Source organism: Streptomyces sp. NPDC006296 (assembly GCF_040613235.1).
In the GTDB taxonomy this organism is placed as follows: Bacteria; Actinomycetota; Actinomycetes; order Streptomycetales; family Streptomycetaceae; genus Streptomyces.
This window is the reverse complement of the sequence record NZ_JBEXRT010000003.1, coordinates 1-25,782: the sequence shown is the minus strand read 5'-3', so window position 1 is coordinate 25,782 and position 25,782 is coordinate 1. Positions and strand designations below refer to the sequence as shown.

19 protein-coding genes are annotated in these 25,782 nt (G+C 73.6%); 8 read left to right on the top strand and 11 right to left on the bottom strand.

Features of this window, described 5'->3' with window-relative positions:
* Positions 1–5: 5 nt before the first annotated feature.
* On the bottom strand, positions 6–1,220 hold the full coding sequence (manD, locus tag ABZ172_RS02710) for a D-mannonate dehydratase ManD (protein ID WP_356879428.1): 1,215 nt from the start codon (positions 1,218–1,220) through the stop codon (positions 6–8).
* 64 nt (positions 1,221–1,284) lie between these two features.
* On the bottom strand, positions 1,285–2,247 hold the full coding sequence (locus tag ABZ172_RS02705) for a helix-turn-helix transcriptional regulator (protein ID WP_356879426.1): 963 nt from the start codon (positions 2,245–2,247) through the stop codon (positions 1,285–1,287).
* Positions 2,248–2,414: 167 nt separating this feature from the next.
* On the opposite strand from ABZ172_RS02705, the gene ABZ172_RS02700 reads away from it, so the two are divergent.
* Both ABZ172_RS02700 and ABZ172_RS02695 read left to right on the top strand, forming a co-directional pair.
* Complete coding sequence (locus ABZ172_RS02700) at positions 2,415–3,455, top strand: NAD(P)-dependent alcohol dehydrogenase (protein WP_356879424.1); 1,041 nt, start codon at positions 2,415–2,417, stop codon at positions 3,453–3,455.
* A gap of 466 nt (positions 3,456–3,921) precedes the next feature.
* Entirely contained in the window at positions 3,922–7,863 is a 3,942-nt protein-coding gene (locus ABZ172_RS02695) for a glycoside hydrolase family 2 TIM barrel-domain containing protein (RefSeq protein ID WP_356879422.1), read from the top strand.
* 43 nt (positions 7,864–7,906) lie between these two features.
* Here ABZ172_RS02695 and ABZ172_RS02690 read toward each other — a convergent pair whose 3' ends face one another.
* Positions 7,907–8,728 carry a response regulator gene (locus tag ABZ172_RS02690; protein WP_356879420.1) on the bottom strand — a complete coding sequence of 274 codons (822 nt, stop codon included), beginning with the start codon at positions 8,726–8,728 and terminating at the stop codon, positions 7,907–7,909.
* A 105-nt stretch (positions 8,729–8,833) separates the two neighbouring features.
* Between ABZ172_RS02690 and ABZ172_RS02685 the strand changes: the two genes are divergently transcribed.
* Positions 8,834–10,426: an ATP-binding protein gene (locus ABZ172_RS02685; RefSeq protein WP_356879418.1), complete on the top strand. Its 1,593-nt coding sequence runs from the start codon at positions 8,834–8,836 to the stop codon at positions 10,424–10,426.
* Positions 10,427–10,457: 31 nt separating this feature from the next.
* Here the strand turns inward: ABZ172_RS02685 and ABZ172_RS02680 are convergent, their stop codons facing one another.
* Complete coding sequence (locus ABZ172_RS02680) at positions 10,458–11,183, bottom strand: hypothetical protein (RefSeq protein WP_356879416.1); 726 nt, start codon at positions 11,181–11,183, stop codon at positions 10,458–10,460.
* 605 nt (positions 11,184–11,788) lie between these two features.
* Here ABZ172_RS02680 and ABZ172_RS02675 point away from each other — a divergent pair.
* A complete protein-coding gene (locus ABZ172_RS02675) occupies positions 11,789–13,069 on the top strand; it encodes a lectin (protein WP_356879414.1) in 1,281 nt (426 codons plus the stop codon).
* 54 nt (positions 13,070–13,123) lie between these two features.
* Here the strand turns inward: ABZ172_RS02675 and ABZ172_RS02670 are convergent, their stop codons facing one another.
* The 4 genes from ABZ172_RS02670 to ABZ172_RS02655 all read right to left on the bottom strand — a co-directional run bounded on the left by ABZ172_RS02670 (position 13,124) and on the right by ABZ172_RS02655 (position 17,703).
* Complete coding sequence (locus tag ABZ172_RS02670) at positions 13,124–13,762, bottom strand: DNA starvation/stationary phase protection protein (RefSeq protein WP_356879412.1); 639 nt, start codon at positions 13,760–13,762, stop codon at positions 13,124–13,126.
* Between the two features lie 131 nt (positions 13,763–13,893).
* Positions 13,894–14,784, bottom strand: a complete 891-nt coding sequence (locus ABZ172_RS02665) for an SDR family oxidoreductase (protein WP_356879410.1) — start codon at positions 14,782–14,784, stop codon at positions 13,894–13,896.
* 198 nt (positions 14,785–14,982) lie between these two features.
* Complete coding sequence (locus tag ABZ172_RS02660) at positions 14,983–16,335, bottom strand: aromatic acid/H+ symport family MFS transporter (protein WP_356879408.1); 1,353 nt, start codon at positions 16,333–16,335, stop codon at positions 14,983–14,985.
* Between the two features lie 195 nt (positions 16,336–16,530).
* Complete coding sequence (locus ABZ172_RS02655) at positions 16,531–17,703, bottom strand: 4-hydroxybenzoate 3-monooxygenase (protein ID WP_356879406.1); 1,173 nt, start codon at positions 17,701–17,703, stop codon at positions 16,531–16,533.
* A gap of 457 nt (positions 17,704–18,160) precedes the next feature.
* On the opposite strand from ABZ172_RS02655, the gene ABZ172_RS02650 reads away from it, so the two are divergent.
* Positions 18,161–19,453 (top strand): YeeE/YedE family protein, encoded by a 1,293-nt coding sequence (locus ABZ172_RS02650; protein ID WP_356879404.1) that lies wholly within the window; start codon positions 18,161–18,163, stop codon positions 19,451–19,453.
* A gap of 87 nt (positions 19,454–19,540) precedes the next feature.
* Here ABZ172_RS02650 and ABZ172_RS02645 read toward each other — a convergent pair whose 3' ends face one another.
* From ABZ172_RS02645 to ABZ172_RS02635, 3 genes are all read right to left on the bottom strand, one after another.
* A complete protein-coding gene (locus tag ABZ172_RS02645) occupies positions 19,541–20,713 on the bottom strand; it encodes an oxygenase MpaB family protein (RefSeq protein WP_356879402.1) in 1,173 nt (390 codons plus the stop codon).
* A gap of 143 nt (positions 20,714–20,856) precedes the next feature.
* Complete coding sequence (locus tag ABZ172_RS02640; protein ID WP_356879400.1) at positions 20,857–21,912, bottom strand: polyprenyl synthetase family protein; 1,056 nt, start codon at positions 21,910–21,912, stop codon at positions 20,857–20,859.
* Positions 21,902–22,180: a polyprenyl synthetase gene (locus ABZ172_RS02635; RefSeq protein WP_356879398.1), complete on the bottom strand. Its 279-nt coding sequence runs from the start codon at positions 22,178–22,180 to the stop codon at positions 21,902–21,904. The genes ABZ172_RS02640 and ABZ172_RS02635 overlap by 11 nt, the downstream gene beginning before the upstream one ends.
* Positions 22,181–22,434: 254 nt before the next feature.
* Here ABZ172_RS02635 and ABZ172_RS02630 point away from each other — a divergent pair, with 254 nt between their 5' ends.
* The 3 genes from ABZ172_RS02630 to ABZ172_RS02620 all read left to right on the top strand — a co-directional run bounded on the left by ABZ172_RS02630 (position 22,435) and on the right by ABZ172_RS02620 (position 25,665).
* Positions 22,435–23,160 carry a response regulator transcription factor gene (locus ABZ172_RS02630; protein WP_356879396.1) on the top strand — a complete coding sequence of 242 codons (726 nt, stop codon included), beginning with the start codon at positions 22,435–22,437 and terminating at the stop codon, positions 23,158–23,160.
* 16 nt (positions 23,161–23,176) lie between these two features.
* On the top strand, positions 23,177–25,177 hold the full coding sequence (locus tag ABZ172_RS02625; protein WP_356879811.1) for a HAMP domain-containing sensor histidine kinase: 2,001 nt from the start codon (positions 23,177–23,179) through the stop codon (positions 25,175–25,177).
* A gap of 101 nt (positions 25,178–25,278) precedes the next feature.
* The gene (locus tag ABZ172_RS02620) at positions 25,279–25,665 is read left to right on the top strand and encodes a hypothetical protein (RefSeq protein WP_356879394.1); all 387 of its coding nucleotides are present in this window, start codon (positions 25,279–25,281) and stop codon (positions 25,663–25,665) included.
* Positions 25,666–25,782 lie beyond the last annotated feature (117 nt).

The following is a 25,782-nucleotide window of genomic DNA, read 5'->3' as shown; positions in this document are numbered from 1 at the left end:
GCCGGTCACCAGTCGTGGACCGACCCGTCCTGCAGCCGGTTGACCGGAAGGTAGGCCGCCGCGTAGGGGTGCGCGGCCGCCAGCGCCTCGTCGAAGTCCACCCCGATGCCCGGTGCCTCGCCCGGGTGCAGCCAGCCGTCCTCGAAGGTGTACGCGTGCGGGAACACCTCCTCGGTGAGCGGGGTGTGACCCGAGTACTCCTGGATCCCGAAGTTGTGCACGGCCAGGTCCAGATGGACCGCGGCCGCCATCCCCACCGGGGAGATGTCCTCCGGCCCGTGGATCGCGCTCTTGATCTGGTACTGCGCGGCGAAGTCGATCAGCTTGCGCAGGGGGGTGACGCCGCCGAAGTGGGTCACGGCCGAGCGCACGTAGTCGATCAGCTGCTCGGTGATCAGGCCCTGGTAGTCGTGGACCGTGTTGAAGACCTCGCCGACGGCCAGCGGTGTCGTGGTGTGGCGGCGTACCGTGCGCAGGGCCTCCTGGTTCTCCGCCGGGGTGCAGTCCTCCAGCCAGAACAGCCGGTACGGCTCCAGGTCCTTGCCGAGCCGGGCCGCCTGGAGGGGGGTGAGCCGGTGGTGGACGTCGTGCAGCAGGGGGAGTCCGGGGCCGAACTCGGCGCGCACCGCCTCCACCACCGCGGGCATGTGGCGGAGGTAGGCGTCGGTGTCCCAGTCCTCCACCAGCGGCCTGACCTGCTGGTGCAGCACGGGGGAGCCGTCCGCGGCGGTGTCCGACACGCCGTACACCGCCTTCAGGCCCGGGATGCCGGACTGGACGCGGACGGCGGGATAGCCCTCGGCGAGACGGGCCCGGACCGAGTCGAGGAGTTCGGGGACGTCACGTCCCTGGGCGTGGCCGTACGTCCCCACCCGGTCCCGGCTCGCGCCGCCGAGGAGCTGGTAGAGCGGCAGGCCCGCCGCCTTCGCCTTGATGTCCCACAGCGCGACGTCCACCGCCGCGATCGCCGCCATCGTCACCGGTCCGCGCCGCCAGTAGGCGCCCCGGTACAAGGACTGCCAGGTGTCCTCGATCCGGTGCGGATCCAGCCCGACGAGGAGGGGCACCACATGGTCCCGCAGATAGCTCACCACCGACAGTTCCCGGCCGTTGAGCGTGGCGTCACCGAGCCCGGTGAGCCCCTCGTCGGTCGTCAGCCTGAGGGTGACGAAGTTGCGGCCGGGGCTGGTGACGAAGACCTGCGCGTCGACGATTCTCATGGGCCCATTCTTCCGGACCCGGTGACCGGCCTCCGGCGCGGACGGACCCCGGTGCCGAAGCGGCTCAGCGCCGACCGGTGGCGGAGGTGCCCGCCCGGGTGGCGTCCGTGCCCCAGCTCGCGAGCAGCTGCAGTGCCTCCGCGGACGCCGAGCCGGGCTCCGCGTGATAGGCGACCACCGACTGCTCCGCGTCGTCGGGCAGCGTGAACGTCTCGAACGCGAGCGAGAGCTCACCCACCAGCGGGTGCTGCACACGCTTGACGCCGTGGGTCTTCTCCTTGACGTCGTGCCTGGCCCACAGCCTCCGGAACTCCTCGCTCTTCACGGACAGCTCGCCGACCAGAGCGGAGAGACGCGGGTCGTCGGGGTGGCAGCCGGCGTCCATCCGCAGATAGCTGACGATGTCCGAGGCCTTCTGGTCCCACTCGACGAACAGCTCCCGGTACTCCGGATCGAGGAACACCAGCCGCGCCCAGTTGCGTTCCGGCGGCGGGAGCCGGGACCAGTCGCCGAAGACCGCGGCGGCCATGCGGTTCCAGGCCAGGATCTCCGAGCGCCGCCCGACGACGTACGCCGGGACGCCGTCCATCGTGTCCAGCAGCCGTCCGAGGGCCCCGCGCACCCGCTGCTGCCGGGCCGACGGCTTCTTCCGGTGCCGTTTCGGCTTCGCGAGGTGCATGAGGTGGGCCTGCTCCGCGTGCGTCAGCCGCAGTGCGGACGCGATCGCGCCCAGCACCTCCCCGGAGACGTTCTGGCCGTTGCCCTGTTCGAGGCGGGTGTAGTAGGCCACGGACACGCCCGCCAGCTGGGCCAGCTCCTCGCGGCGCAGCCCCGGCACCCTGCGGTGCCGCCCGAAGTCGGGCAGGCCCACGTCCTCCGGCTTCAGCCGGGCGCGGCGGCTGCGCAGGAACTCGCTCAGCTCGGCCCGCCGGTCCAGGCCCGGCCCGGCACTCCCACCGGGAGTCCGGCCACCGGTGGGACCGTGCTCACCGCCGGGCTGCCGTTCGGTCACAGGCTGCTCCTCCATGGGTCCAGTATCCACGGTCGTACGCACGTCATCCTGACCCCGTCAGTAGTAGGACCACTGGTCGTAGGCAGGACGGTGGCCTGGGCGGGAGCCGCGAACCGGGGCACGCTGGAAGACGCCCGGCGGGAAGCCGCCGGGCGCAGGACCACTCCCTAGGAGAATTCCGCATGACCACTGTCGCCGCGTACGCCGCCCCTTCGGCGAAGGCTCCGCTGGAGCGCACCACCATCGAGCGTCGGGCGGTCGGCGAGTTCGACGTCCTGATCGACATCAAGTTCGCCGGGATCTGCCACTCCGACATCCACCAGGCCCGCGACGGCTGGGGCGAGGGCCTGTTCCCGATGGTCCCCGGCCACGAGATCGCCGGTGTCGTCACCGAGACCGGCCCCGGCGTCACCAAGTTCGCCGTGGGCGACCGCGTGGGGGTCGGCTGCATGGTCGACTCCTGCCGTGAGTGCGACAACTGCAGGGCCGGCCTGGAGCAGTACTGCGCCGAGGGCAACACCGGCACGTACAACGCCCTGGACCGCCAGGGCGAGCGCACCTACGGCGGCTACTCCACGCACATTGTCGTGGACGAGAAGTACACGCTCCGCATCCCGGACGGCCTGTCCCTGGACGAGGCCGCGCCGTTGCTCTGCGCGGGCATCACCACGTACTCGCCGCTGAAGCACTGGAACGCCGGCCCCGGCAAGAAGGTCGCCGTCGTCGGCATGGGCGGCCTCGGGCACATGGCCGTCAAGATCGCGCACGCTCTGGGCGCCGAGGTGACCGTGCTGTCGCAGTCGCTGCGCAAGCAGGAGGACGGCCTGAAGCTCGGTGCCGACCACTACTACGCCACCAGCGACCCGGAGACCTTCGAGTCCCTGCGCGGCTCGTTCGACATCGTCCTGTCCACGGTGTCCGCGCCGCTGGACTTCGGTTCCTACCTGTCCCTGCTCAAGACGGACGGTGCGCTGGTCAACGTCGGCGCCCCGGAGGAGCCCATCTCCGTCAACCTCTTCTCCCTGATCGGCGGACGCAAGTCCCTCTCGGGTTCCGGCATCGGCGGCATCCAGGAGACCCAGGACATGCTCGACTTCTGCGCCGAGCACGGATTCGGTGCCGAGATCGAACTGATCGGCGCCTCCGAGATCAACGAGGCGTACGAGCGTGTGCTGAACAGCGACGTCCGCTACCGCTTCGTGATCGACACCGCGACCATCTGAGGGTTCCGCCCCGAGGTCGCTCCACGGCGCACCTGACAGGCCGGCTCGGCACGACCGAGCCGGCCTTCCCGCGTGCACCCGCCCGTCCCGAAGTCCCGCCCGGCCGGTTCCCGGTGCCGCCGGTGGCCGGTCGGCCGGCCGGGGACCGGGGAACACCCGCTGTGCACGACCGTTGACACCCCGCATCAGGCGTCACTACCGTCTCGGCAGGATTTCGGACGCATGACGAGATCTCGAACGTGACGAAGAGGCAACTTCCCCACGAGGAGCCGCATCGACATGAGGTCCAGGAGCGCCACACCGGCCGACGGCGGACACGACCGGGCCGGCGAGCACGGCCACCGGAGCAGGTCCGGGCCCTGAGTCCCGCACGGCACCACGACGGCACCGCACGGAACACGACACGCCCACGCGCCGTGCGCCACACCGGCGCACGCGGCACGGCCATCCCGAGGGGTCCTCCGCCATGCAGCACTCGTCCTCCCCGCACCAGCCCGCCCAGCAGCCCCGCAGCGTCAGCCGCCGCAGGATCCTGGAGGGCGGCGCAGCCGGCTTCGGCGCGCTCGCCCTCGCCGCGCTCCCGGCCGCGACGTCCCCCGCGGCAGCCGCACAGCCCGGCCCCGCCGCCACCGGCGGTGCCCCGCCGGCCAACGGCTTTCCGGAGTGGAACAACAACATCGCGCTCTTCGACATCGGTTCGGAGCCGCCCCACACCACGCTCATGCCGTACGCGGACGTGCGCCAGGCCCTGGCCTGCGACCGGACGCGTTCCCCGTGGCGGCTCGACCTCGACGGGACGTGGAAGTTCGCCTACGCCGACCGGCCGGACGACCGGGACGCCGACTTCTTCCGCACCGACCTCGACGACCGCTCCTGGGACACCCTCCCGGTGCCGTCCTGCTGGCAGCTGCACGGCTACGACTTCCCGATCTACACCAACATCACCTATCCCTGGGCCGGGGCCAACGGCCTGGGCGAGGAGGCGCAGCCGCCCTTCGCGCCGACCCGCTACAACCCGGTGGGCCAGTACCGCCGCACGTTCACCGTCCCCCGCAGTTGGGACGGGCGGCGGGTCTTCCTGCACTTCGAGGGCGTGAAGTCCGCCCACTACGTGTGGATCAACGGCGAGCCGGTGGGCTACCGCGAGGACTCCTACACCTCCGCCGAGTACGACATCACCCCGCACCTGCGCCGGGGCCGCAACCAGATCGCCGTGGAGGTCTACCGCTTCTCCGACGGCGACTGGATGGAGGACCAGGACATGATCAGACTGAGCGGGATCTTCCGCTCGGTCCACCTCTTCTCCACCCCCACCGTCCACCTGCGGGACTTCAAGCTCGACACCCCGCTCGGCGACGACTGGACGACCGCCGAGCTCTCCGTCACCGCCTCCGTGCGTGCCTACGGCAGCGCGGGCGGGACGGGGGCGTACACCGTCGAGACCCAGCTTTACGACGCGGGGGGACACCCCGTCTGGTCCCGGCCGCTGCGGCAGCCCGTCGACCTCGGCCCGGCCGCGGCCGGGAGCGACGTGACCGTACGGGCCTCCCGGGCCGTCCCGAAACCCGAGCTGTGGTCCGCCGAGCACCCGAACCTCTACACCGCCGTCCTGCGGCTGCGCGACCCGGCGGGCCGGGTGACCGAGACGCTGTCGCACCGGGTGGGCCTCCGCGAGTTCGCGCTCCGGGACGGGCTGATGCGCGTCAACGGCAGGCCCGTCTCGCTGCGGGGCACGAACCGGCACGAGATGCACCCCGACAGGGGCATGTCGCTGACCCGCGCGGACATGACCGAGGACATCAGGCTGATCAAGCGGCTGAACATGAACACCGTCCGCACCTCCCACTACCCGAACAACCCGCTGTGGCTGGAGCTCGCGGACGAGTACGGCCTGTACCTGGTGGACGAGACCAACCTGGAGACGCACGGCATCCGCGAGGAGTACCCGGGGAACCACGCCGACTGGACCGAGGCGTGCGTGGCCCGCGCCAGGAACATGGTCCACCGCGACAAGAACCACGCCTCCGCCGTCATCTGGTCGCTCGGCAACGAGGCCGGCACCGGCTCGGCCTTCGTCGCCATGCACGACTGGATCCGCTCCTACGACCCCACCCGCGTCATCCAGTACGAGGGCGACGACCGGCCCGGCATCAGCGACATCCGCTCGGAGATGTACACCCGCCCCGCCCAGGTCGAGGAGCGGGCCCGGGACACCGCCGACACCCGGCCCTTCGTCCTGATCGAGTACTCCCACGCGATGGGCAACTCCAGCGGCAACTTCAAGAAGTACTGGGACGTCATCCGTGCGCACGACGTCCTGCAGGGCGGCTGGATCTGGGACTTCGCCGACCAGGCACTCACCTGGCCCACACCGACCCGCAAGCTGTTCACGGAGACCGGACCCGGCGCGGTGACCGGGGAGCTTCTCGCGCCCAGCGGCACCTTCGACCGGGACCGCGGAGTCTCCGGAGGCACGGCCTTCGCCGCCGACGCCGGCCTCGACCTCACCGGCTCACTGACGCTGGAGGCCTGGATCACCCAGCGGACAACCGGACGCCACCAGCCCATCCTCGCCAAGGGCGACACCCAGTACGCGCTGAAGCAGACCGACGGCGACCTGGAGTTCTTCGTCCACTCCGGCGGCCGGTGGATCACCGCGAGCTGGGAGCTGCCGCCGGACTGGACCGGCACCGAGCACCACATCGCGGGCGTCTTCGACGAGGCGGCGTCCACCCTCACCCTGTACGTCGACGGCAGGGTGAGGGCCACCAGGGCCGACGCCCGGCGGCCCGACAGCAACGACGCGCCGGTCACCCTCGCCACCGACGCGGAGCACTCCACCCGGGAGTTCAGCGGCACCGTCCGGCGGGCCCGCGTGCACGCCCGGGCCCTGACCGCGGCCGAGCTCGCCTCCGAGGACCGCGGCCCGGACGACGCGGACGTGCGGCTCTGGTTCGACGCCGCGACCGTCGGCCTCGAGGAGGTCCGTCCCTCCGCGCCGACGTTCCTCGCCTACGGCGGCGACTTCGGGGACCAGCCGAACGACGGCTGCTTCAGCGCCGACGGCATCGTCACCGCGGACCGCGCGCACACCGGCAAGGCCGCGGAGATCAAGCGGATCCTCCAGGCGGTCGGCGTGACGGCGGCCGGCCGGAGCGCCTCCCGCCGCTTCACCGTCACCAACGAGTACCTGTTCACCCACCTCCGCGAACTCGACGGCGGCTGGACCCTCCTCGCCGACGGCAAGGCGGTGCAGCGCGGGCGGCTGACACGCGCCCAGCTCGACATCGCGCCGCTGTCCGCGAAGGACATCACCCTCCCCTTCACCCTGCCCGGACACCCCGCCCCGGGGACCGAGTACGCCGTCCAGCTGTCCTTCACCACCAGGCAGGCCACGGCCTGGGCGGAGGCCGGATTCGAGGTGGCCCGGCACCACCTGCCCCTCGACGCGGGCAGCCCGGCCGTGACGCCCCGGCCCCTGGACTCCGTGCCGGCGCTCCGCCACCGCGAGGACGAGGGGTCCGTCACGGTGACCGGCGACGGCTTCTCCGTCACGGTCGACAGGACCAGCGGCCTCATCACCTCCTACGCGGCGGGCGGCCGGCGGCTGATCACCTCGGGGCCCGCCCCCAACTACTGGCGGGCCCCCACCGACAACGACATCGGCAACGGCCAGCCCGCCCGGAACGCCACCTGGCGCCACGCGGGCGACGCCCGGAGGGTGACGGGGTTCGAGGTGCGCTCCCTGCGGGACCGGGCGGTCGAGATCGCCGTCAGCGGCACCCTGCCCACCACGACGGAGTCGGCGTACACCACCACGTACACCGTCTTCGGCAACGGGGAGATCAAGGTCGACCACACCCTGCACCCGGGTGACTCCGGCCTGCCCTACATCCCCGAGGTCGGTTCGCTGCTCCTCCTGCCCGGCCGTCTGGACCGCCTGCACTACTACGGCCGGGGCCCGGAGGAGAACCACTGGGACCGCAACGACGGCACCGACGTGGGGCTGTACTCCGCCACCGTCGCCGAGCACTGGACCCCCTACGTCCGCCCGCAGGAGAACGGCAACCGGACCGACGTGCGCTGGGTCGCGCTGACGGACCGCACCGGCCGGGGACTGCTCGTGGCGGGCGAGCCGCTGATCGAGTTCAACGCCTCGCACTTCACGCCGGAGGACCTGTCGGCGGGCGCCCGCCACGACTACCAGCTGACGCCGCGCGAGGACGTCGTACTGCGACTGAACCACCGGCAGATGGGCGTCGGCGGGGACGACAGCTGGGGTGCGCACACCCACGACGAGTACAAGCTCTTCGCGGACCGGGACTACTCCTACACCTACCGGCTGCGCCCGCTGGACGACCCCGGCGACGCCACGGAGGCGACGCGGCGGCCCACGGCGACGGAGTAGCCGCCCGGGGCCGGCCGGGGCGGGGCGCGGGCCCGCCCCGCCGTCAGGCCTCGCCGCCGCCCGGGTGGTGCGGGAGCGTCGTGGCGGTGTCCAGGAAGAAGGAGTCGATGCTCTGCACGGTCTGCATGAAGTCGTCGAGGTTGACGGGCTTCGTGACGTAGGCGTTGGCGTGCTGCCGGTAGGCGTCCTCGACGTCGTCCGGCGCCGCGGACGTGGTCAGCACGACGATCGGGATGCTCGACAGGGAGGCGTCGTTCTTCAGCACGTTCAGCAGCTCGCGGCCGTTCATGCGGGGCATGTTGAGATCGAGGACGATCAGGTCGGGCCGTTCGGTGTGCGGGTCGCGGAGGTGTTCCAGCGCCGCGACCCCGTCGTCGGCCCGGTGGATCCCCCGCGCCATCCCGTGCTCGGTCAGGGCTTCCTCGATCAGCATGGCGTCGGCCATGTCGTCCTCGACGAGCAGGACGGTGTACGTGCGGGGGGCGAGGCCGTTCATGAGCGAGCTCCGGGTCTGATCGTGGGGTAGCGGTCGTGATGCGGGGCGTGCGGTGAAGACGAGACCGGGCCAGCGCTTGCGGGCACCCTGGCGGCTGACCCCCCAGGCCCTGCCCAGCTGGGGGTAGCCCGCACCCTCCCGGGCGGCGGTCCGGGCGGCCAGGGCCGCGCACTCCTCGACGGCCCGGCTCAGGTGGGCGAGGGCGTGCAGCGACGCCAGGGCGTCGCTGCGGAGGTCCTCCGGAGCCGGCCGGCCGCCGTCCGGCCCGGCCGAGGCGAGGGCGAGCTTCCGGGCGGCCTCGGCGACCGCCTGCCGAGCGCGCTCGGCCATGTCCTCCCGCTCGGAGCCCGCCCTGATCTCTTCCGCCATGGGTGCACCGTAGACGCCGGGGGACCCCCTCGACAACCATGGTTGTCCTCAGAGGTAAGGTGACGCCGCCCCGGCACGCGGCCGGGCCAGGGAGGGGGACCCGGCGTGGAGACCGACAGCGTCCGGCGGACCCCGGCGACAGCGCCGTCCGGGCCGGCCGGGGACGGCTGGACCACCCGGGGCTGGCTGGGTGCCGGCTCCGCGGCGGTGCTGGTGCTCCTGCTCGCCCTGACCGGCTGCGGGGTCTGGGTCCTGGCCCACGCCACCGACGTCAACAGGCGGCTGACCGACCGGTGGTCGCCCGCCCTCATCGCCTCCGTGCGCATGGAGAGCGCCCTCGTCAACCAGGAGACCGGGATCCGCGGGTACGCCGTGACGGGGAAGCCCGCGTTCCTCCAGCCGTACCGGGACGGCGTCGCCCAGGAGCGTGCCGCGGCGGCCGAACTGGCGCGGCTGACCGAGGGCGACGTACGGGCGACGGCGGATCTGGCCCGGGTGCGCGAGGACTCCGAGCGCTGGCAGGCCACCACCGCCCGCCCCGTCGGCGAGGCGTCCGACCCCACGGCCTCCGCCCAGCAGCGCACCGAGTCGGGCAAGCCCGCCTTCGACCGGCTGCGGGCCTCGCTGACCGAGCAGCAGCACCGCATCGAGGCCGAGCGGGACCGGGCCCTCGGCGACCTGGAGGCGGCCCGCACCCTGCGCAACACGGTGTTCACCGCCATCGCCTGCGTCGTCCTCGCCCTCATCGGGCTCGCCTTCGCCGGCCTGCGCAGGGGCGTCCAGGGGCCACTGGACCGGCTGCGCACCGATGTCCGGGAGATCGCGGACGGCCGGTTCGGGCACACCATCGCCGCTTCCGGCCCCGCCGATCTGCGGGCACTGGCCAGGGACGTGGACGGGATGCGGCGCCGGCTCGCCGGGGAGCTGGAGTTCAGCGACCGCGCCCGGGCCCGGCTCGACGAACAGGCCACCGAGCTGCGCCGCTCCAACGAGGAGCTGGAACAGTTCGCCTACGTGGCCTCCCACGACCTCCAGGAGCCCTTGCGCAAGGTCGCGAGCTTCTGCCAGCTGCTCGAACGCCGCTACGCGGAACAGCTCGACGACCGGGCGAAGCAGTACATCTCGTTCGCGGTCGACGGCGCCAACCGGATGCAGACCCTCATCGGCGACCTCCTCGACTTCTCCCGCGTCGGCCGTCTGCACGCCGAGGACGCCGACGTCAGCCTGGAAGCGGTCCTGCGCCGTACCACCGGCTCCCTCGGTCTGATCATCGAGGAGAGCGGCGCCGTGCTCACCCACGACCCGCTCCCGGTGGTCCACGGCGATCCGACCCAGCTCGGCGTGCTGCTGCAGAACCTGATCTCCAACGCCGTGAAGTTCCGCACCCCCGGCGTGGTGCCCCGGATCCATATCGCCGTCCTGGAACCGGAGGACGCCGAGGGCGGCGGCCTGCGGCGGTTCGCCGTGAGCGACAACGGCATCGGGATCGGCCCGGGGTACGCCGAGAAGATCTTCGTGATCTTCCAGCGCCTGCACACCCGTGAGACCTATCCGGGCAACGGCATCGGGCTCGCCCTCTGCAAGAAGATCGTGGAGTACCACGGCGGCACCATCGGCCTCGACACCGCTCACACCCCCGGCACCCGCTTCGTCTTCAGCCTTCCCCGTGCCCGTTCCGAGGAGCCCGCCTCCGGCTGACGGCCCGACGGCCCCCCGCGCTCTCCGCCGCTCAGGCGGGGGACGAGGGCGTCCGGCCCGGCGGGTCCTCCGCCGCGTCCCAGGCGCTCACCAGGCCGTCCAGCCACGCCGGGGGAAGCTCCGCGTGTTCCCACTCCGCCCGGATCGCCGCCGGGGCGGCGACCAGGCGTTCGAGCACGGCGATGCTCGTGGGGGAGTGGAGGAGGGAGTAGCGGCCGTGCACGGCGGTGCGGCTCTGCGGCCCGAACCGCGCGTACAGCCGGGCCAGCCGGTCCCGGCGGGAGCCGGTGAACTGCTCCAGCTGTCCGGCGTACCCCACCCGGCCCACGACGTTCATGGTGCCGAGCACCGCGGTCAGGACCTCGTCCGACACCTCGGGGTCGAGCGAGGACAGGTCGCTGAACGCGAGATAGAGCGGCAGCACGGCGACCTTCGCCCGCTCCACGTCCACCCTCCCGACGGGGTGGCGGTCGCGTGCGACGGCTCCGGGAGATCCGGGCAGCGCCGGGCCCAGGGCGCGGTCCAGCGCACGCTGGGCGACGCGGCCCAGTGCGTCGCGCACGGCCAGGCCGCCGTCGTGCCAGCCGCTGCCGTACGCCTCGCCGCTCCTGGCGGGGGCGCCCTGCGGCTCCCCGATCTCCCCGTGCGCGTCCGCGAGCGCCCCGGCCTCCACGAGGGCCACGAGCTCCTCGGCCTCCTCCCGGAACATGCCCGCCCGCACCAGGAGTTCGAGGACGGTCCTCTTCGCGTTCGCCACACTGCTGGAGTCCAGCGGATGCCGGCCCGTTTCGGCGGTGTTGATCGTGGCCCCCTCGTCTGCCCCGGTCCGGTGCTCCAGCGGGACGCGGAGCCGCTGCCGCGGCTTCCGGGTGCCGGCTGACGCCGTGCACCGGCGGCGGTGTGCCGCCGGTCCCTCAAGTCTCCACGACGCGACCGGTCATCGCCGCACCCCGGGCCGATCCGCACCCCCGGTCGCACCCGGGTGGTCCGTGCGCCGGGCCGGGGCGGTCCCGGGGTGCGAGGTGCGGAACCGGCCAACCGCGTGACGTCCCGGCCGGTGCCCGCGGGCGCCTTCCGGGCGGACCCGCCCGAGGTGCGGCGGCCCGCCGCTCCTCCCGGCCTGCCGCGCTTTTCGGCCGTCGGCCGGAACGCCGGGAGGAGCCTGGATCTCCGGTCCAGACCAAGTCCTTGACACGTTCGGTGCTCCTTCCTTAAATCACGTAGTGAACGAAGCCTCCGGCTCCCTTTCCGCCCTCCCCGTCCGCCCGGTTCGCGGCGTGCGGGGAGTGCTCGGCGCGGTCCGCCCCACCCACTCGGATCTGACATGCCCATGTCGATCCCTCACTCCCCGAAGGGAGCGGCATGAGATCCTCCCGCCTGCCCCGGCGCCTGGTCCTGTCCCTCGTCATGGTGCTCGGCCTCGCGACCCTGTCCACCGGGCCGGCGCTGAGCGCGCCCACCCCCGCGACCAGCTCCGCCGAACGGTCCGCCGGCACGGCGGCGGCCGCCGCCGTCACGTTCTCCGACGAGTTCGACGGAGCCGCCGGCTCCGCCGTCAACGGCGCGAAGTGGCAGATCGAGACCGGCGACAACGTCAACAACCACGAGCGGCAGTACTACACCGCGGGCAATCGCAACGCCGTGCTCGACGGCCAGGGCAACCTCGTCATCACCGCGCGCAAGGAGAACCCGGGCAACTATCAGTGCTGGTACGGGCGGTGCGAGTACACCTCGGCCCGGCTGAACACCTCCGGCAAGTTCAGCACCACGTACGGCCGGGTCGAGGCCAGGATGAAGATCCCGCGCGGACAGGGCATCTGGCCCGCCTTCTGGATGCTGGGCACCGACATCGGCAGCGTCGGCTGGCCCAACAGCGGTGAGATCGACATCATGGAGAACGTCGGCTTCGAGCCGGGCACCGTCCACGGCACCCTGCACGGCCCTGGCTACTCCGGCAGCGGCGGCATCGGCGCGGGGTACAGCCTGCCGGGCGGCCAGGCGTTCGCCGACGCGTTCCACACGTTCGCGGTCGACTGGAGCCCGAACTCCATCACCTGGTCCGTCGACGGCACCGTCTACCAGCGCCGCACCCCCGCCGACCTCGGCGGGCGGCAGTGGGTCTTCGACAAGCCCTTCTTCGTCATCCTGAACCTCGCCGTCGGCGGCTACTGGCCGGGCGACCCCGACGGCAGCACGGTCTTCCCGCAGCAGCTCCTCGTCGACTACGTCCGCGTCACCGGCGACAGCGGCCAGCCGGGCGGCGGCGGCCCCATCACGGGGCTGGCGGGCAAGTGCGTGGACGTGGCCGCGGGCGCGGTGGCGAACGGCACGCCGGTACAGCTGTACGACTGCAACGGCACGACCGCGCAGCGGTGGACGGTGGGCGGCGACGGCACGATCCGGGCGCTGGGCAAGTGCCTGGACGTGGCGTCCGGCGGCACGGCGGACGGGACGAAGGTCCAGCTGTGGGACTGCAACGGATCGGCGGCGCAGCAGTGGGCCACACCGGCCGCCCGCGACATCGTCAACCCGCAGGCCGACAAGTGCCTGGACGTGACCGGAGGCAACAGTGCGAACAGCACCAGGCTGCAGATCTGGACGTGCACCGGTGCCGCCGCCCAGAAGTGGACCGTGACCCGGTGATCCAGGGGCCCGCGGTCCGGCCCGGCCCGCACCGGGTGCGGGCCGGCCGCGGGCTCACTTGCCGCGCTTGGTGACTCCGGTCTTCTTGGCCGTCCGCCGGGGGCTGGCCGTCTGCTTCGCCGGGATCGACCGTGACGTCCCGGCTGCGGCGGCGGCCTGCTTCTCGCTGCGCGCGTCCGTCGTGGCGAGCGCCCCGGCGCTGTTCTCCAGGTGGGCCCGGACGAACCACTGGAACTGCTCCAGGGCGCGGAGGTGTTCGATGAGCAGGTCCTCGGTGACCGGGTCCACGGCGGCCGCCTTCGCGGCCGCCTTGCGGTGGTCCCCGATGATGCCCGTGTACACGAGGTCCAGCGCCCCGAGGTGGGCGATCGCGTCGGCCCGCCCCACGCTGTAGTCGTCCCAGGTCCGCTCGGTGACCAGCACGCCCGCGGTGCCCTGCGGCACACCGCCCAGGGCCGAGATGCGTTCGGCCGTGGCGTCCGCCATGTCCCGGACCGCCAGCGTCTGCGGGTCCAGCATCTCGTGGACGGCGATGAAGTGCGGCCCCGTCACGTTCCAGTGGATGTGCTTGAGCGTGAGCGCCAGGTCGTTCAGGGCGTGCAGACGCATGCCCAACAGGTCGATCAGCCGCCCGCCGTCCTTGGTGCTGAGACCGGGGACGGTGTAGCGGGGAGTGGAGGACCGGGGCGGCATGGGAGCTCCTGCGGCAGGGGACGGTCGGTGCGACACATCTCCCCCCGCGTCCCCCGGGGTCACGCGTGTCCACGGCCGACATCACCTGACCGGCGGATCGGCGACGGCGGAGGGGCCGGGCGGCAGCCCGTCTACCGCTGCGCGCGGCCCGCACCGTCCAGGTCCGCGAGACCGCCGGCTCCCAGCAGGCCCGTGCCCTCGAACGGCGTCTCCCGCTGGAGCCGGGGGATCTCCCGCTTCGAGAGCGCGGTGACCACCGGCGGCATCGCGGCGCGCACCGCCTGGGTGGCACGGAGCCAGGCCGGTGCGTACACCGCCGCGCTGCGCCGCTCCACCGCGTCCACCAGCCGTCCCGCCACGGTCCCCACCGGGTAGACCTTGCGTGCCGGCCGGGGCATGTGCGCCCGCAGTTCCCGCAGCACGGGGTGCTCGTCCGCGTCCCGGATCATGTCCGTGTCGGTCCAGTTCAGGTAGGCGATGCCCACCCCGACGTGTTCGTGGGCGTACTCGGCGCGCAGCGAGTGGGCGAACGACTCGACGCCCGCCTTGGAGGCGCAGTAGGCGCTCATCAGGGGGGCCGCCCCGATGGAGGCCAGCGAGGCGACCTGCAGGTAGTACCCGCGTGTCTCCCGCAGCTGGGGGAGGAAGGCGCGTGCGCTGATGGCACTGCCGATCAGGTTGACCTCGACGACGCGCCGCCAGGTCACCGGGTCGGACTCGGCGAACGGGCCGCCCTCGGCCAGTCCCGCGTTCGCCACCACGACCGACGCGGGCCCCATCCGGGCGCGGACCTCGCCGGCCACCCGGCTCATGCCGGCGTCGTCGGTCACGTCGACCTCCCAGCACCGGGCGGCTCCGGGGATCTCGTCCCGGACCCGGGCGAGAGTCGCCTCCTCCCGGCCGAGCAGGGCCACGTCCGCGCCGCGCCGGGCCAGCTCACGCGCCACCGCCGCACCGACGCCTCGCGCGGCACCGGTCACGACGGCGACACGGCCTTGCAGGGGACGAACTGAGTCGGACACGTGGGCCTCCTCGACGGACACGGCCGCAGCGGTCCGCGCGTCACCGGGTCCGCGAGCCGCCCGCACCGCCGAAGCCGGTACGCGGGCCGCGGCCGGGGGAGGCGCGACTACGACAGGTCCCATCTTGGTGCACACGGGTGCGAACGGCGCGTCCGGCGACGCGGCGCCCCGACACCGGGCCGCGCAGAGGGAGAGGTCTCAGTCCGTCGCGGGGGTGAGACCGGGGGCCTTGTCGCGGCGTCCGCCCAGGGCCGCCGGGACGAGGGAGATCGCCGCGGCGCCCAGCACGGCGGTCACGGCGAACGTGGTGAAGCCGAGCCCCGCGTCGCCGCCCGCGAGCACCGCCCCGCCCAGGGCCGGGCCGACGACCGCGCCCGTGCGGCCGATGCCCGTGACCCAGCCCAGCCCGGTGGCGCGTTCGCGGGGTGCGTACACGCGTGACGTGGCGGCGTACACCATCACCTGGGCGCTGAACAGCCAGACGCCGGTGACGAAGACGACCGTGTACGCCGCTTCCAGCGGGAGCGGCGCCCGGAGCAGGAAGACGCCGACCGCGGTCAGGAGGAACCAGAGGGCGGAGACCCGCACCGGGCCGAACCTGTCGGCCGCGCGGCCCGCGATCAGCATCCCCACGATCCCGCCCGCGTTGATCACCATCAGGAAGGTGACCGAGGAGGAGAGGGAGTAGCCGGTGGCGCGCATCAGTTCGGGCAGCCAGGTGGAGACGCCGTAGACCAGGAGGAGGCCCGCGAAGGACGCGGTCCACAGCAGCGGGGTCGCCCAGCGGGTGCCGGGGGAGAACAGCGCGCCGATCGCCGCCGCACGGCCCCGCGCGCCGGCCCGGGGGGCCTCCCGGGTCCCCGGGCGCTCCAGCCGGTAGCGGTCGGCCACCGCGTACGCCCGCTCCAGGCGGCCCCGTGCGAAGAGCACCCCCGGGGACTCCGGGAGCCGGGCCAGCACCAGCGGCACCGCGACCAGGGCGGGCAGTGCACCCGCCCAGAACACCCAGCGCCAGCCGTGTCCGGGGGCCACGGCGAGCCCGATGCCGGTGGCCGCCATGCCGCCCGCGTGGTACGAGGTCATCATGAGGCCGGTGGCCAGGGCGGCCCTGCGCGGCGGGGCGAACTCGGCGACCAGCGCGAGCCCGATCGGCATCAGTCCGCCCAGGCCGAGCCCGGACAGGAAGCGGCCGGCCCCGAACACGGTGGCGCCGGGCGCGACGGCGCACAGCGCCGACCCGGCCGAGAACAGCAGCACACTCCCCACCACCAGTGGCTTCCGGCCCAGCCAGTCGGTGACGGTGCCCGCGGCCAGGGCGCCCACCAGCATGCCGAAGGTGGTCCAGCTGCCGATGGTGCCGGCCAGTGCGGGGGTGAGGCCGAGTGCCTCGTCGGCCAGGAGGTGCGGCATGGTCGCGCCGTAGATGGTGACGTCCATGCCGTCGAAGAACACGACGAGCCAGCACAGCGCGATGACCGGAGCGACGACCCGGAAGGAGCGGTCGGGCGGGGGCGGGGGAGAGGCGGCCACGAGGCACTCGCTTTCTGCCACGGGGGCGTGGCGGGTGGACCGCCCGGAGCGCGGGCGGTGCCACGGTCGGGAGTGTTGTTCGCCAGGTGAAATCACGTCCACTGCGGAGCCGTGCGAGTTTCCCGTCGGCCTCCGTCCGTGTCAATGGGGCCTGCACATAAGCTCTTTGACGCACCGTCATAAAACTGCGGAGTGCGGTGAGGGCCCGGCCCGCGGTCACGGCAGCGGCAGGCCCGTGTAGTTCACGGCGAGCTCGGCCGCGGCGTGCGGCGAGTCGGCGATGCGGTCGAGCTGCGCGATCTGGAGCCGCGTGTCGAAGGGACTCCCGGCGGGATCGGTGTGCAGCATCGTGGTCATGGCGTACGAGAAGTGCTCGGCACGCCAGACGCGGCGCAGGCACGTGTCGGAATAGGCGTCCAGCAGATCGGACGCACCGGTCGTCCGGTGCCGGATCAGAGCGCGCCCGAGCACGACGACGTCGGCCACGGCCAGATTGAGGCCCTTCGCCCCGGTGGGCGGCACGATGTGCGCGGCGTCCCCGGCGAGGAACACGCGGCCGTACCGCATCGGCTCGGTGACCGAACTGCGCATCGGCAGAACACTCCTGGAGGTGATCGGGCCGCGCGCCAGCTCCCAGCCGTCCCGTGCGAACCGGGCGTCGAGCTCGTCCCAGATCCGCTCGTCGGGCCAGTCCGCCGGATCCGTGCCGTGGGGCACCTGCAGGTACAGCCGGCTGACCTCGGGCGACCGCATGCTGTGCAGGGCGAAGCCGCGCCGGGAGTGGGCGTAGACCAACTCGTCGCAGGACGGCGCCACATCGGCCAGGATCCCGAGCCAGGCGTACGGGTACGCACGCGCGTAGGTGCGGCGGATCCCTTCGGGGAACGCCGCCCGGGCCACCCCGTGGAAGCCGTCGCACCCGACGACGTAGTCGCACGTCAGGGTCCTGTCCCGGCCGCCCTGGGTATAGCGGATCGTCGGCCGGCCGGTGTCCGCGCCGTCGACCGAGCGGGCCTCGGCGCCGAAGCGGAGGGCCGCGCCGTCGGCCAGGTGCAGGGCGACCAGGTCCTTGACGACCTCGGTCTGCGCGTAGACCCGGACGCGCCGGCCGTTCGCCAGGGACGGGAAGTCGACGCGGTGGGCGCGCCCCTCCCAGCGGAGTTCCACACCGTCGTGGACCAGGCCCTCCCGGTCCAGACGTCCGGCGGCCCCGACCGCGCGCAGGGCGTCGACGGTGGACTGTTCGAGGACGCCCGCCCGCTGCCGCCGTTCGACGTGGGCGCGGTCGCGGCTCTCCAGGACGACGCAGTCGACACCCGCCCGGTGGAGCGTGCGCGCCAGCAGCAGCCCGGCCGGTCCGGCCCCGATGATCCCCACGGTCGTGTGCACGGCTCGTTCTCCTTCGGTCAGGGGTGTCGCCGTCCCCGGGGACCGTCACGCGGGAGTCCTCGTCCGCGCCCGTACGGCTCACCGAGGAGGCGGGCGTCCCGGTGGGTTCCGCCGTCCGGAGCTCTCTGTTCGCAAGGTGAAACCTGCTTCACGTACCGCGCGGCGAGTCTGTGGCCCCGGCGCGGCCCTGTCAACGGCCCGTCCCCCGAGCGGCCGGGCGGCTCCCCGGCCGCGGAGGCCTTCCGGATGGCGAGACGCCCGAGCATCCGGAGCGAGACCGTCCGTATATTCGTACGCATGTCTGTACCGGCTCCGACCCTGTGCCTCGCGCTGTTCGCGCACGCGGCGTGGTGCGTCGACGACGGACTCTGAAGCGGCGGAACCCGCGTCCGCCGTGCGTCCCGCACCGCCCGCACCCCGTGAAGCCCGTTCGCCCCGCACCTTCCCGGAGCCCTTCGTGACCACCGCCCCACCCACCGGACCCGCAGCGCCCCCGCGCACCCGGCCCGCGCTGTTCCTCCCTTCCCCCACCTCGGTGCCGCGACCGGAGGCGCCGCCGCTGCCCCCGGTGCGCCGGACACCGCTCGTCGTGTCCGGGCTGCTCGCGGTGGCCCTGACCGCGTACGTATGGGCCACGCACGGGGCCCGACCGGGCGTACTGCTCCTCCTGGGACTCGGTCTGGGCGCCGCCCTCTTCCACTCCCGGTTCGGCTTCACCTCCGCCTGGCGCCAGCTCATCGCCGTGGGCAACGGCAGCGGGCTGCGGGCCCACGCCCTGCTGCTCGGCACCACGGCGACCCTGTTCGCCCTGGTCATCGGGAGCGGCACCGGGCTGTTCGGCTCCCAGCCCGCCCCCTCCGCGGGATCGATCGGGGCCGGACTGGTCGCCGGTTCCCTGCTGTTCGCCGTCGGGATGCAGCTCGGCGGCGCCTGCGCCTCGGGCACCCTCTTCGCCGTCGGCTCCGGACAGTCCTCCATCCTCCTGACCCTCGGCGGATTCATCGCGGGCGCCACCCTCGCCGCCTGGCAGTTCGACCTCTGGAAGGACCTCCCCGCCTGGGAACCGGTCGTCCTGTCCGACCACATCGGCTGGTTCGGCTCGTGGGCGGTGACCATCGCCGCGCTGCTGCTGGTCGTCGCCGTCACGCGACGCGTCCAGGCGCGCCGCAATCCGCCGCCCCTGGGCGCCGTACCCTCGGCACGCACCGCCGCGGTCCGCGCCCTCCGGGGCTCCTGGCCGCCGGCCGTCGGCGCCCTGGCGCTCGCCCTGCTGGGCGCGGGCGTGCTGGTGGTGTCCGGCGGCGCCTGGGGTGTCACGAGCGCGTTCAGCCTGTGGGGTTCGGAACTGGTGGGCGCGCTCGGCGGCCACCCGGAGAACTGGACCTGGTGGCGGAAGCCGGGCAACGCGGAGATGCTCGCCGGCCCCGTGCTGGCCGACAAGACGAGTCTCACCGACATCGGCATCATGATCGGTGCCGCGGTGGCCGCCGCCCTCGGCGGCACGTGGACGCTGCACCGGGGCATCCCCTGGCGCACCGCCGTCGCCGCGGTGCTCGGCGGCGTACTGATGGGCATCGGCGCCCGGCTGGCCGGCGGCTGCAACATCGGTGCCTACCTGGCCGGTGTCGCTTCGGGGAGCCTGAGCGGCTGGATCTGGGGCGCCGTCGCCCTGGCCGGCACCTGGATCGGCCTGAGGCTGCGACCGCTGTTCGGCCTGGGCAACCCGAAGCCCGGCGACGGCGTCTGCTGACGCACCCGGCACGGACCCGGGTCGCGCCCCGTCCGTACGGGGTCCGGCGCCGCCCGCCCGCCGTGCCCGGGCGGGCGGCGCCGGACCTCAGGAGCCTGCCCGGGGGACCGTGGCTTCCGGCGGCACCCACCGCTCGGTGCGGGGCAGCGGACCGGAGACGTCGTACTCCTTCCTGAGCTGCTCGGGGACGGCGTAGTGCATCACGCGCCCGCGGGTCAGCGAGGACAGTTCGAGGAGGGTGGTGAAGTGGCCGACCCGGTCCAGGGCCCACGCGCCGAGCGGTGAACGGTCCTCGATGGTCTCCAGCACGCCGAGCAGCCGGGGCACGGCCTTGACCAGGGTGTCCCACGAGGTGCGCGGCACGTCGAGCCAGTCGCCGCAGGTGTCGCCGACCAGATGCCGGATGAGCGCGGACACGACCGGATCGAAGAACGTGCCCGGGACGACCTCCTCGTAGAGGTCGATGAGCTGGCGCGTCAGGTGCGCGCCCTCCGGCGACGGCCCCATGTGCCGGAGCATGTAGAGGTCGAGGAACGCGCGGGCCTCGTCGAGCGTGCCGGGCACCGCGTCCTGGTCGACACCGAGCATGGCACCGACCACGCGCCAGGCGTAGAAGTAGGACCGGGCGCCCTCCTGCGACATGTGGATCCCGAGGCGGTGCAGGCTGTCGAGGACGAGCAGGGAGAAGAACATCTGCCCGCCGATCATGTCCTCCTGACAGATCGGCGTCCCGAGCGCCGCGGTGTCCCAGCGCTCCTCCCGCTCCAGGTGGTGGCGGATGGAGGCGTGCAGGAGACGCACCTTCTGCGCGGCGGGGACGAAGCGGCCACCGGCCTCGAAGGCGTCCGGCTGCATCAGGTGGACGGTGAACTGGCCCGTCTCCGCCATCCGTTTCGAGGGGTAGGCGAGCCCGTGGGTGGCCGACAGCAGCTTCGCCACATGGGGGACGAGGTAGCAGGCCGGCATGGAGGCGAAGGACAGCGCGGTCGCGATGTGCACGTTGTTGTCGATGAAGAACAGCCGGGCGTTCTCCATCTCGCCCCAGTCGACCCAGGACGGCGGGGCGGCGGTCACCTCCAGGTACTCCCGGGCGACCTCGGGCAGCCCGTCCGGCAGCGGGGCGCCCGCCGTCGAGACGTAACGCATCAGGGTGTTGAACTTCCCCACCTCCCCGCGCTCGAAGAGCGTGGCGACGGTGGCGTCGGCGAGCTCGTCACCGGCTCGGCGCAGGGCGTTCAACGACGACTCGGTGTAGCGCAAGGTGAGACTCCTCGGATCGGTTCACGGCGTCCCGGACGCGGTCGCACCGGGGACGGGAGAAGAGCGGGGGCCCGGCGGCGGACCGGGCCTTCGGGCGGCCGCACGCGCGGCGGACGCACACGCGCCGCCCGCCGGGCGTGCCGTCAGGACGCACGGACCGCCACCGAGTGCGCCAGCGCGGTCAGAGCCGCGGACGCGGGGGCGGGCAGACCGAGTGCGCCCAGCGCGGTGAGGGCCTCCTCGACCCGCGCGCTGATCATGTCCTCGACGCGGTCCGGTGCCCGGAGCCGGAGCATCAGCTCACGGACCGCGCGCACACCGTCCTCGTCCGGACCGCGCCGGCCCAGCAGGGCGGCCAGCTGCCGCCGCTCGTCGGCGTCCGCGACGCGCCAGGTCTCCGCCAGCAGCGCCGTCGGCCGCCGCCCCCGCAGGTCGTCGGCGTTCGCCTTGCCGGTGTCCTCGGTGCTTCCGAACAGCCCGAGCAGATCGTCCCGCAGCTGGAACGCCTCGCCCAGGGGAAGTCCGTACGCGGAGTAGCCGCCCCGCACCCGGTCGCCCGCCCCCGCGAGGGCGCCGCCGATCAACAGGGGCTGCTCGACGGTGTACTTGGCCGTCTTGTACCGGATCACCTTGAGCGAGTCCGCGGTGTCCGGGGGCGCCCCGGTGTGCAGGATCTCCAGGCACTCCCCGGCTATCAGCTCCCGGGCCAGCGCCGCCCACAGCGGGCGGGCCCGCGCGAGATACGCCGACGGCAGGCCGCTGGTGGCGAACAACTGCCCCGCCAGGCCCATCAGGAGATCCCCCACGAGCATCGCCAGGGACCGGCCGGCCGCAGCGGAACGCGGACGGCGGCGTACGGCACCGCGCAGGGCGACGTGCGCCGTGGGGCGGCCGTGGCGCAGCGGACTGTCGTCGATGAGGTCGTCGTGGACGACCGCGGCGGCGTGCACCAGCTCCATCGAGGCCGCGGCCCGCACCAGCGCCTCGCTGTCCGGCTGCCCGGTGGCCCGCCAGCCCCAGTAGCAGAACGCCGCCCGCAGCCTCTTCCCGTGCGCGACGGAGGACTCCAGCTGCGCGGCGACCGGGGCCAGAGCGGCATCGACGGCCGCGAACCGCTCCGCCTCCTGCGCGACGAACCGGTGCAGCACGTCGTCGACCCGCGTCCTGAACGCGGCCGGATCCCACCGGTCAGCCACCATCGGTGGCCTGCCGGGCCAGGACTTCCCGCGCCAGGACCTCCAGATGGGCCGGGGGAGCGGTGGCCCACCGGTCCAGCGCCAGGCGGCCCCGGGCCGCCAGATCGTGCTCGGCCTCCGCCGCGAGCTCCGCGGCGTCCGAGCGGCGCAGCAGCCCCCGCACCTCGCCCAGGACCGAACCCGCCGTGGTCACCGCCAGATCGGCCAGCCCCGCCACCAGAAGCACGGCCCGGCCCTCCGGCCCGCCGCGCCACCCCGTGTCCCGCGTCATCCCGTCTCCCCTCACCCGCAGTACCGGTGCGGCGCCGGTCGAGCGCCGCCCGTCCCAGGATCGAGCCGCGCCGCACCCGGTGCCGACGGAAACCACCAACGAGTGGGCCGTCGCCCGGCCGTACGGTTCGCGCCGGGCGCCCGGTCGCGCCGGGTAAACCTCCGCGCCACCACCGGAGCCGGGGCCCATAGCCGTCCGGTGGGCGCGGACCGGGCCCGGCCGTCCGTACGCGGGGCTCCCTTACGATCGTCCCCGTGTGCGCAAACGTCATAGTCGCGGAAGACGACGCCAAACAGGCCGAGCTGGTCCGCCGTTACCTCGAACGCGAAGGACACGCCGTCACGGTGGTGTCCGACGGCCTCTCCGCCCTCGAACAGGCGCGACGGGGGGATCCCGACCTGCTCGTCCTCGACGTGATGATGCCGCGGGCCGACGGGCTCGACGTGCTCCGCGTCCTGCGCGCCGAGGGCCGCGAACCCGCCGTCCTGATGCTCACCGCCCGGGCCACGGAGGACGATCTGCTGCTCGGGCTCGACCTGGGCGCCGACGACTACATGACCAAGCCCTACAGCCCCAGGGAACTCATGGCGCGGGTCCGCACCCTCCTGCGGCGCACCCGCCGGGACGCGGCACGCGACGAGGACGGCCAGGTGCTGCGGGTGGGCACCCTCACCGTCGATCCGGCCCGTCACGAGGTCGCGGTCGACGGCGTCGGGGTCGAATGCACCCCCGGGGAGTTCCGGCTCCTCTCCGCGATGGCGGCCGAACCCGAACGCGTCTTCACCCGCGAGCAGCTGCTCGCCGAACTCCACGGCTTCGACCGGTACATCAGCAGCCGCACGGTCGACGTGCACATCATGAACCTCCGCAAGAAGATCGAACGCGCCCCCCGGCGCCCGGTCAGGCTGCTCACGGTCTTCGGGGTCGGCTACAAGCTCATGGACCCGCTGAAGGGCGCCCGGCGTGCCACGGAGCGCTGAGAAGGACGGGCAGCGGATGCGGCTGCCGCTGCGCAAGAGCCTCCTCGGCCGGCTCCTGGCGGTGTCGGCCCTGGTCGCGGCCTGTTCGGTCGCCGCGACCGCATGGCTGGCCGTGCAGACCACGTCCGGTGCCATCGAGCAGGAACAGGGCCGCAACCTGGCCGCCGACACCCGGGTGCTGGACACCCTGCTCGCCTACGCGGCCCGCCACCCCACCTGGGACGGCGTGGGCACCACGGTGGACGAGCTGGCCGACGCGTCCGACCGCAGGATCACGCTGACCACACAGAACCGGCAGATACTCGCCGACTCCGCCGGTTCGGCCCCGCCGCCGGCCCTCCCGCCCCAGGCGTCGGCGGTCGTGGACGCGCTGTCCGTCGCCGACGTGTCCTCCGGCTCCGACGCGGGGTCCGGCTCGGTGACGATCGCGGCACCCGGGACCGACGGGATACAGCGCTCGGGGAACGACCGGGTCGACCCCCGGGCCGTCGGACCGTTCCGGTTGTCCGAGGCCGAACGCACCTCGCTCCGGCGCACCGCGCAGGAGGCCGTGCAGTGCCTCGGCCGGTCCGGGATAGCGTCCGACGTCGTCGAGGGGCCCAGCGGCAGGTCCCGTGTCCAGGTCGTCGGCAACGACCCCGACCGGCTGCGCGGAAGCCGGTGCCCGACCGACGCGCTGGACCGCCCCACCGGCACCGAGGCCAAGGCCCTCGCCGCGCTGAACGAACTCGTCAACGCCTGCCTGGACCGCCAGGGCCGGGACGCCGTGCAGCTCGACCTCGACCTGTCGTGGCGGGCCGGCCCGGAGGACGCCCTCGCCCCCTCGGCCGTGCCCGTGCCCGTACCCGAGACGACGCCCGTGCCCGACCGCGACGCGCCGCGGGAGACCCGGCCGCCCCGGCAGGCCGCCCCGGCGGTCCTCGACAGTGAGAACGACCGCGACATCGCCTCGTGCGTCGGCATCGCCCGCCAGGAGCAGCTCAGTTCGTACGTCGCCTCACCCGCCCTGCTCTTCATCAGCGACCCGGGCGGCGGCGCGGTCCCCGCCTTCGACCTGTCCCCGGGGAACACCGCGCGGATCACCGGGGTCGCGGCGCTCGTCCTCGCGCTCACCGTCGGCGCCTCCGTCCTCGCCGGGGTGCGGCTCGTGCGTCCCCTGCACGCCCTGACCGGAGCGGCGCAGCGCATGCGGGACGGCGAGGCCCCGTCGCAGGTCGTGGTGGCCGGCGACAACGAGATCGGCCGGCTGGCCGGCGCCTTCAACGACATGTCGGCCCACCGCGCCCGGCTGGAGGAACAGCGCAAGGCCATGGTCAGCGACGTGGCGCACGAACTGCGCACCCCGCTGAGCAACATCCGAGGATGGCTGGAGGGAGCCCAGGACGGCATCGCGGACCCGGACGCGACGTTCGTCTCCTCGCTCCTGGAGGAGGCGGTGCAGCTCCAGCACATCATCGACGACCTCCAGGACCTGTCGGCGGCCGATGCCGGGGCCCTGCGCCTGCACCCCGAGTCCGTACGGATCGAGGAACTGCTCGCCCACGTCGTGTCCGCCCACCAGGCGCAGGCCGAGGCCGTCGGCGTCACCCTCGCGGTGACCGTCCCGCACGGGCCGGGGCCGGTCCTCGCCCTGGAGGCCGACCCGGTCCGGCTGCGCCAGGCGATCGGCAACCTGGTGTCCAACGCCGTGCGCCACACACCGCCGGGAGGCCGGGTGACGCTGGGCGCCCGTGCGGCGGGGCCCGGGGGAGCGGACGACGAGGTGCTCGTGGAGGTCGCCGACACCGGCGGCGGCATCGCACCGGAGGACCTGCCGTACGTCTTCGACCGGTTCTGGCGTGCGGAGAAGTCGCGGAGCCGGCGGACCGGGGGCAGTGGCCTCGGGCTGTCGATCGTCCGCAAACTCGTCGAGGCGCACGGCGGGACGGCGGAGGCGGCCAGCACCCTGGGCAGCGGGTCGGTGTTCACCCTGCGGCTGCCGCGGTCCGGCCCTGATCCGATGGACACAGCGGTCTGACAGCTTCCTCACAACTCCCCTCCAGGCTGTGGGCATGCCCGGCGCCCGACGCGCATCCGTGCGCGGGCACCACCAACGCCGGGCTGGAATCGGAGTTCTTCATGTCCCTTCGCCCCACTCTGAGGACCGCGGTCCTCGCCGCCGCAGCCGTCAGTGCGGTACTGCTCCCGTCCACGGCGGCCCTCGCCGACGACTCGCCCGCCGCCCGGCCCGCCGAGCAGCAGCCGACCCGTCCCCCGTCGGCCACGGTCCCCGACGCCGAAGCCCCCACCCCCCGACCCGCCGAGCGCTCCGAGGAGGCGACCCCGGTCCCGGCCGAGTCCGTGCCCGCCCGAACGGTGCCGCGCGGCGGCGTCGACGCCGGGGAGCGCCCCGCCGGAGGAGCCGGCGACACCGCGCTGTACGGCTCCGCCGCCGGCGCGGCGCTCCTCGCGGGCGCCGGAGTCCTCGTGCTGCGCCGCCGGACGGCGGTACGGCACAACGGCTGACCCCGCACCGTGGGGGGGGGGGGCGCGCGGGGGGGGGGCGCCCCCCCGGCAGGCGCCCCCCCCCAAGCAGCCACCCCCCCCCCCCACCCACAACACGACACCCCCCCCCCACCCACA

Excerpts from the sequence above, each read along its gene's own strand:
- manD (WP_356879428.1), bottom strand. The coding sequence starts at position 1,220 with ATGAGAATCGTCGACGCGCAGGTCTTCGTCACCAGCCCCGGCCGCAAC.
- ABZ172_RS02705 (WP_356879426.1), bottom strand. The coding sequence starts at position 2,247 with ATGGAGGAGCAGCCTGTGACCGAACGGCAGCCCGGCGGTGAGCACGGT.
- ABZ172_RS02700 (WP_356879424.1), top strand. The coding sequence starts at position 2,415 with ATGACCACTGTCGCCGCGTACGCCGCCCCTTCGGCGAAGGCTCCGCTG.
- ABZ172_RS02695 (WP_356879422.1), top strand. The coding sequence starts at position 3,922 with ATGCAGCACTCGTCCTCCCCGCACCAGCCCGCCCAGCAGCCCCGCAGC.
- ABZ172_RS02690 (WP_356879420.1), bottom strand. The coding sequence starts at position 8,728 with ATGGCGGAAGAGATCAGGGCGGGCTCCGAGCGGGAGGACATGGCCGAG.
- ABZ172_RS02675 (WP_356879414.1), top strand. The coding sequence starts at position 11,789 with ATGAGATCCTCCCGCCTGCCCCGGCGCCTGGTCCTGTCCCTCGTCATG.
- ABZ172_RS02670 (WP_356879412.1), bottom strand. The coding sequence starts at position 13,762 with ATGCCGCCCCGGTCCTCCACTCCCCGCTACACCGTCCCCGGTCTCAGC.
- ABZ172_RS02640 (WP_356879400.1), bottom strand. The coding sequence starts at position 21,912 with ATGGTGGCTGACCGGTGGGATCCGGCCGCGTTCAGGACGCGGGTCGAC.
- ABZ172_RS02635 (WP_356879398.1), bottom strand. The coding sequence starts at position 22,180 with ATGACGCGGGACACGGGGTGGCGCGGCGGGCCGGAGGGCCGGGCCGTG.
- ABZ172_RS02625 (WP_356879811.1), top strand. The coding sequence starts at position 23,177 with ATGCGGCTGCCGCTGCGCAAGAGCCTCCTCGGCCGGCTCCTGGCGGTG.
- ABZ172_RS02620 (WP_356879394.1), top strand. The coding sequence starts at position 25,279 with ATGTCCCTTCGCCCCACTCTGAGGACCGCGGTCCTCGCCGCCGCAGCC.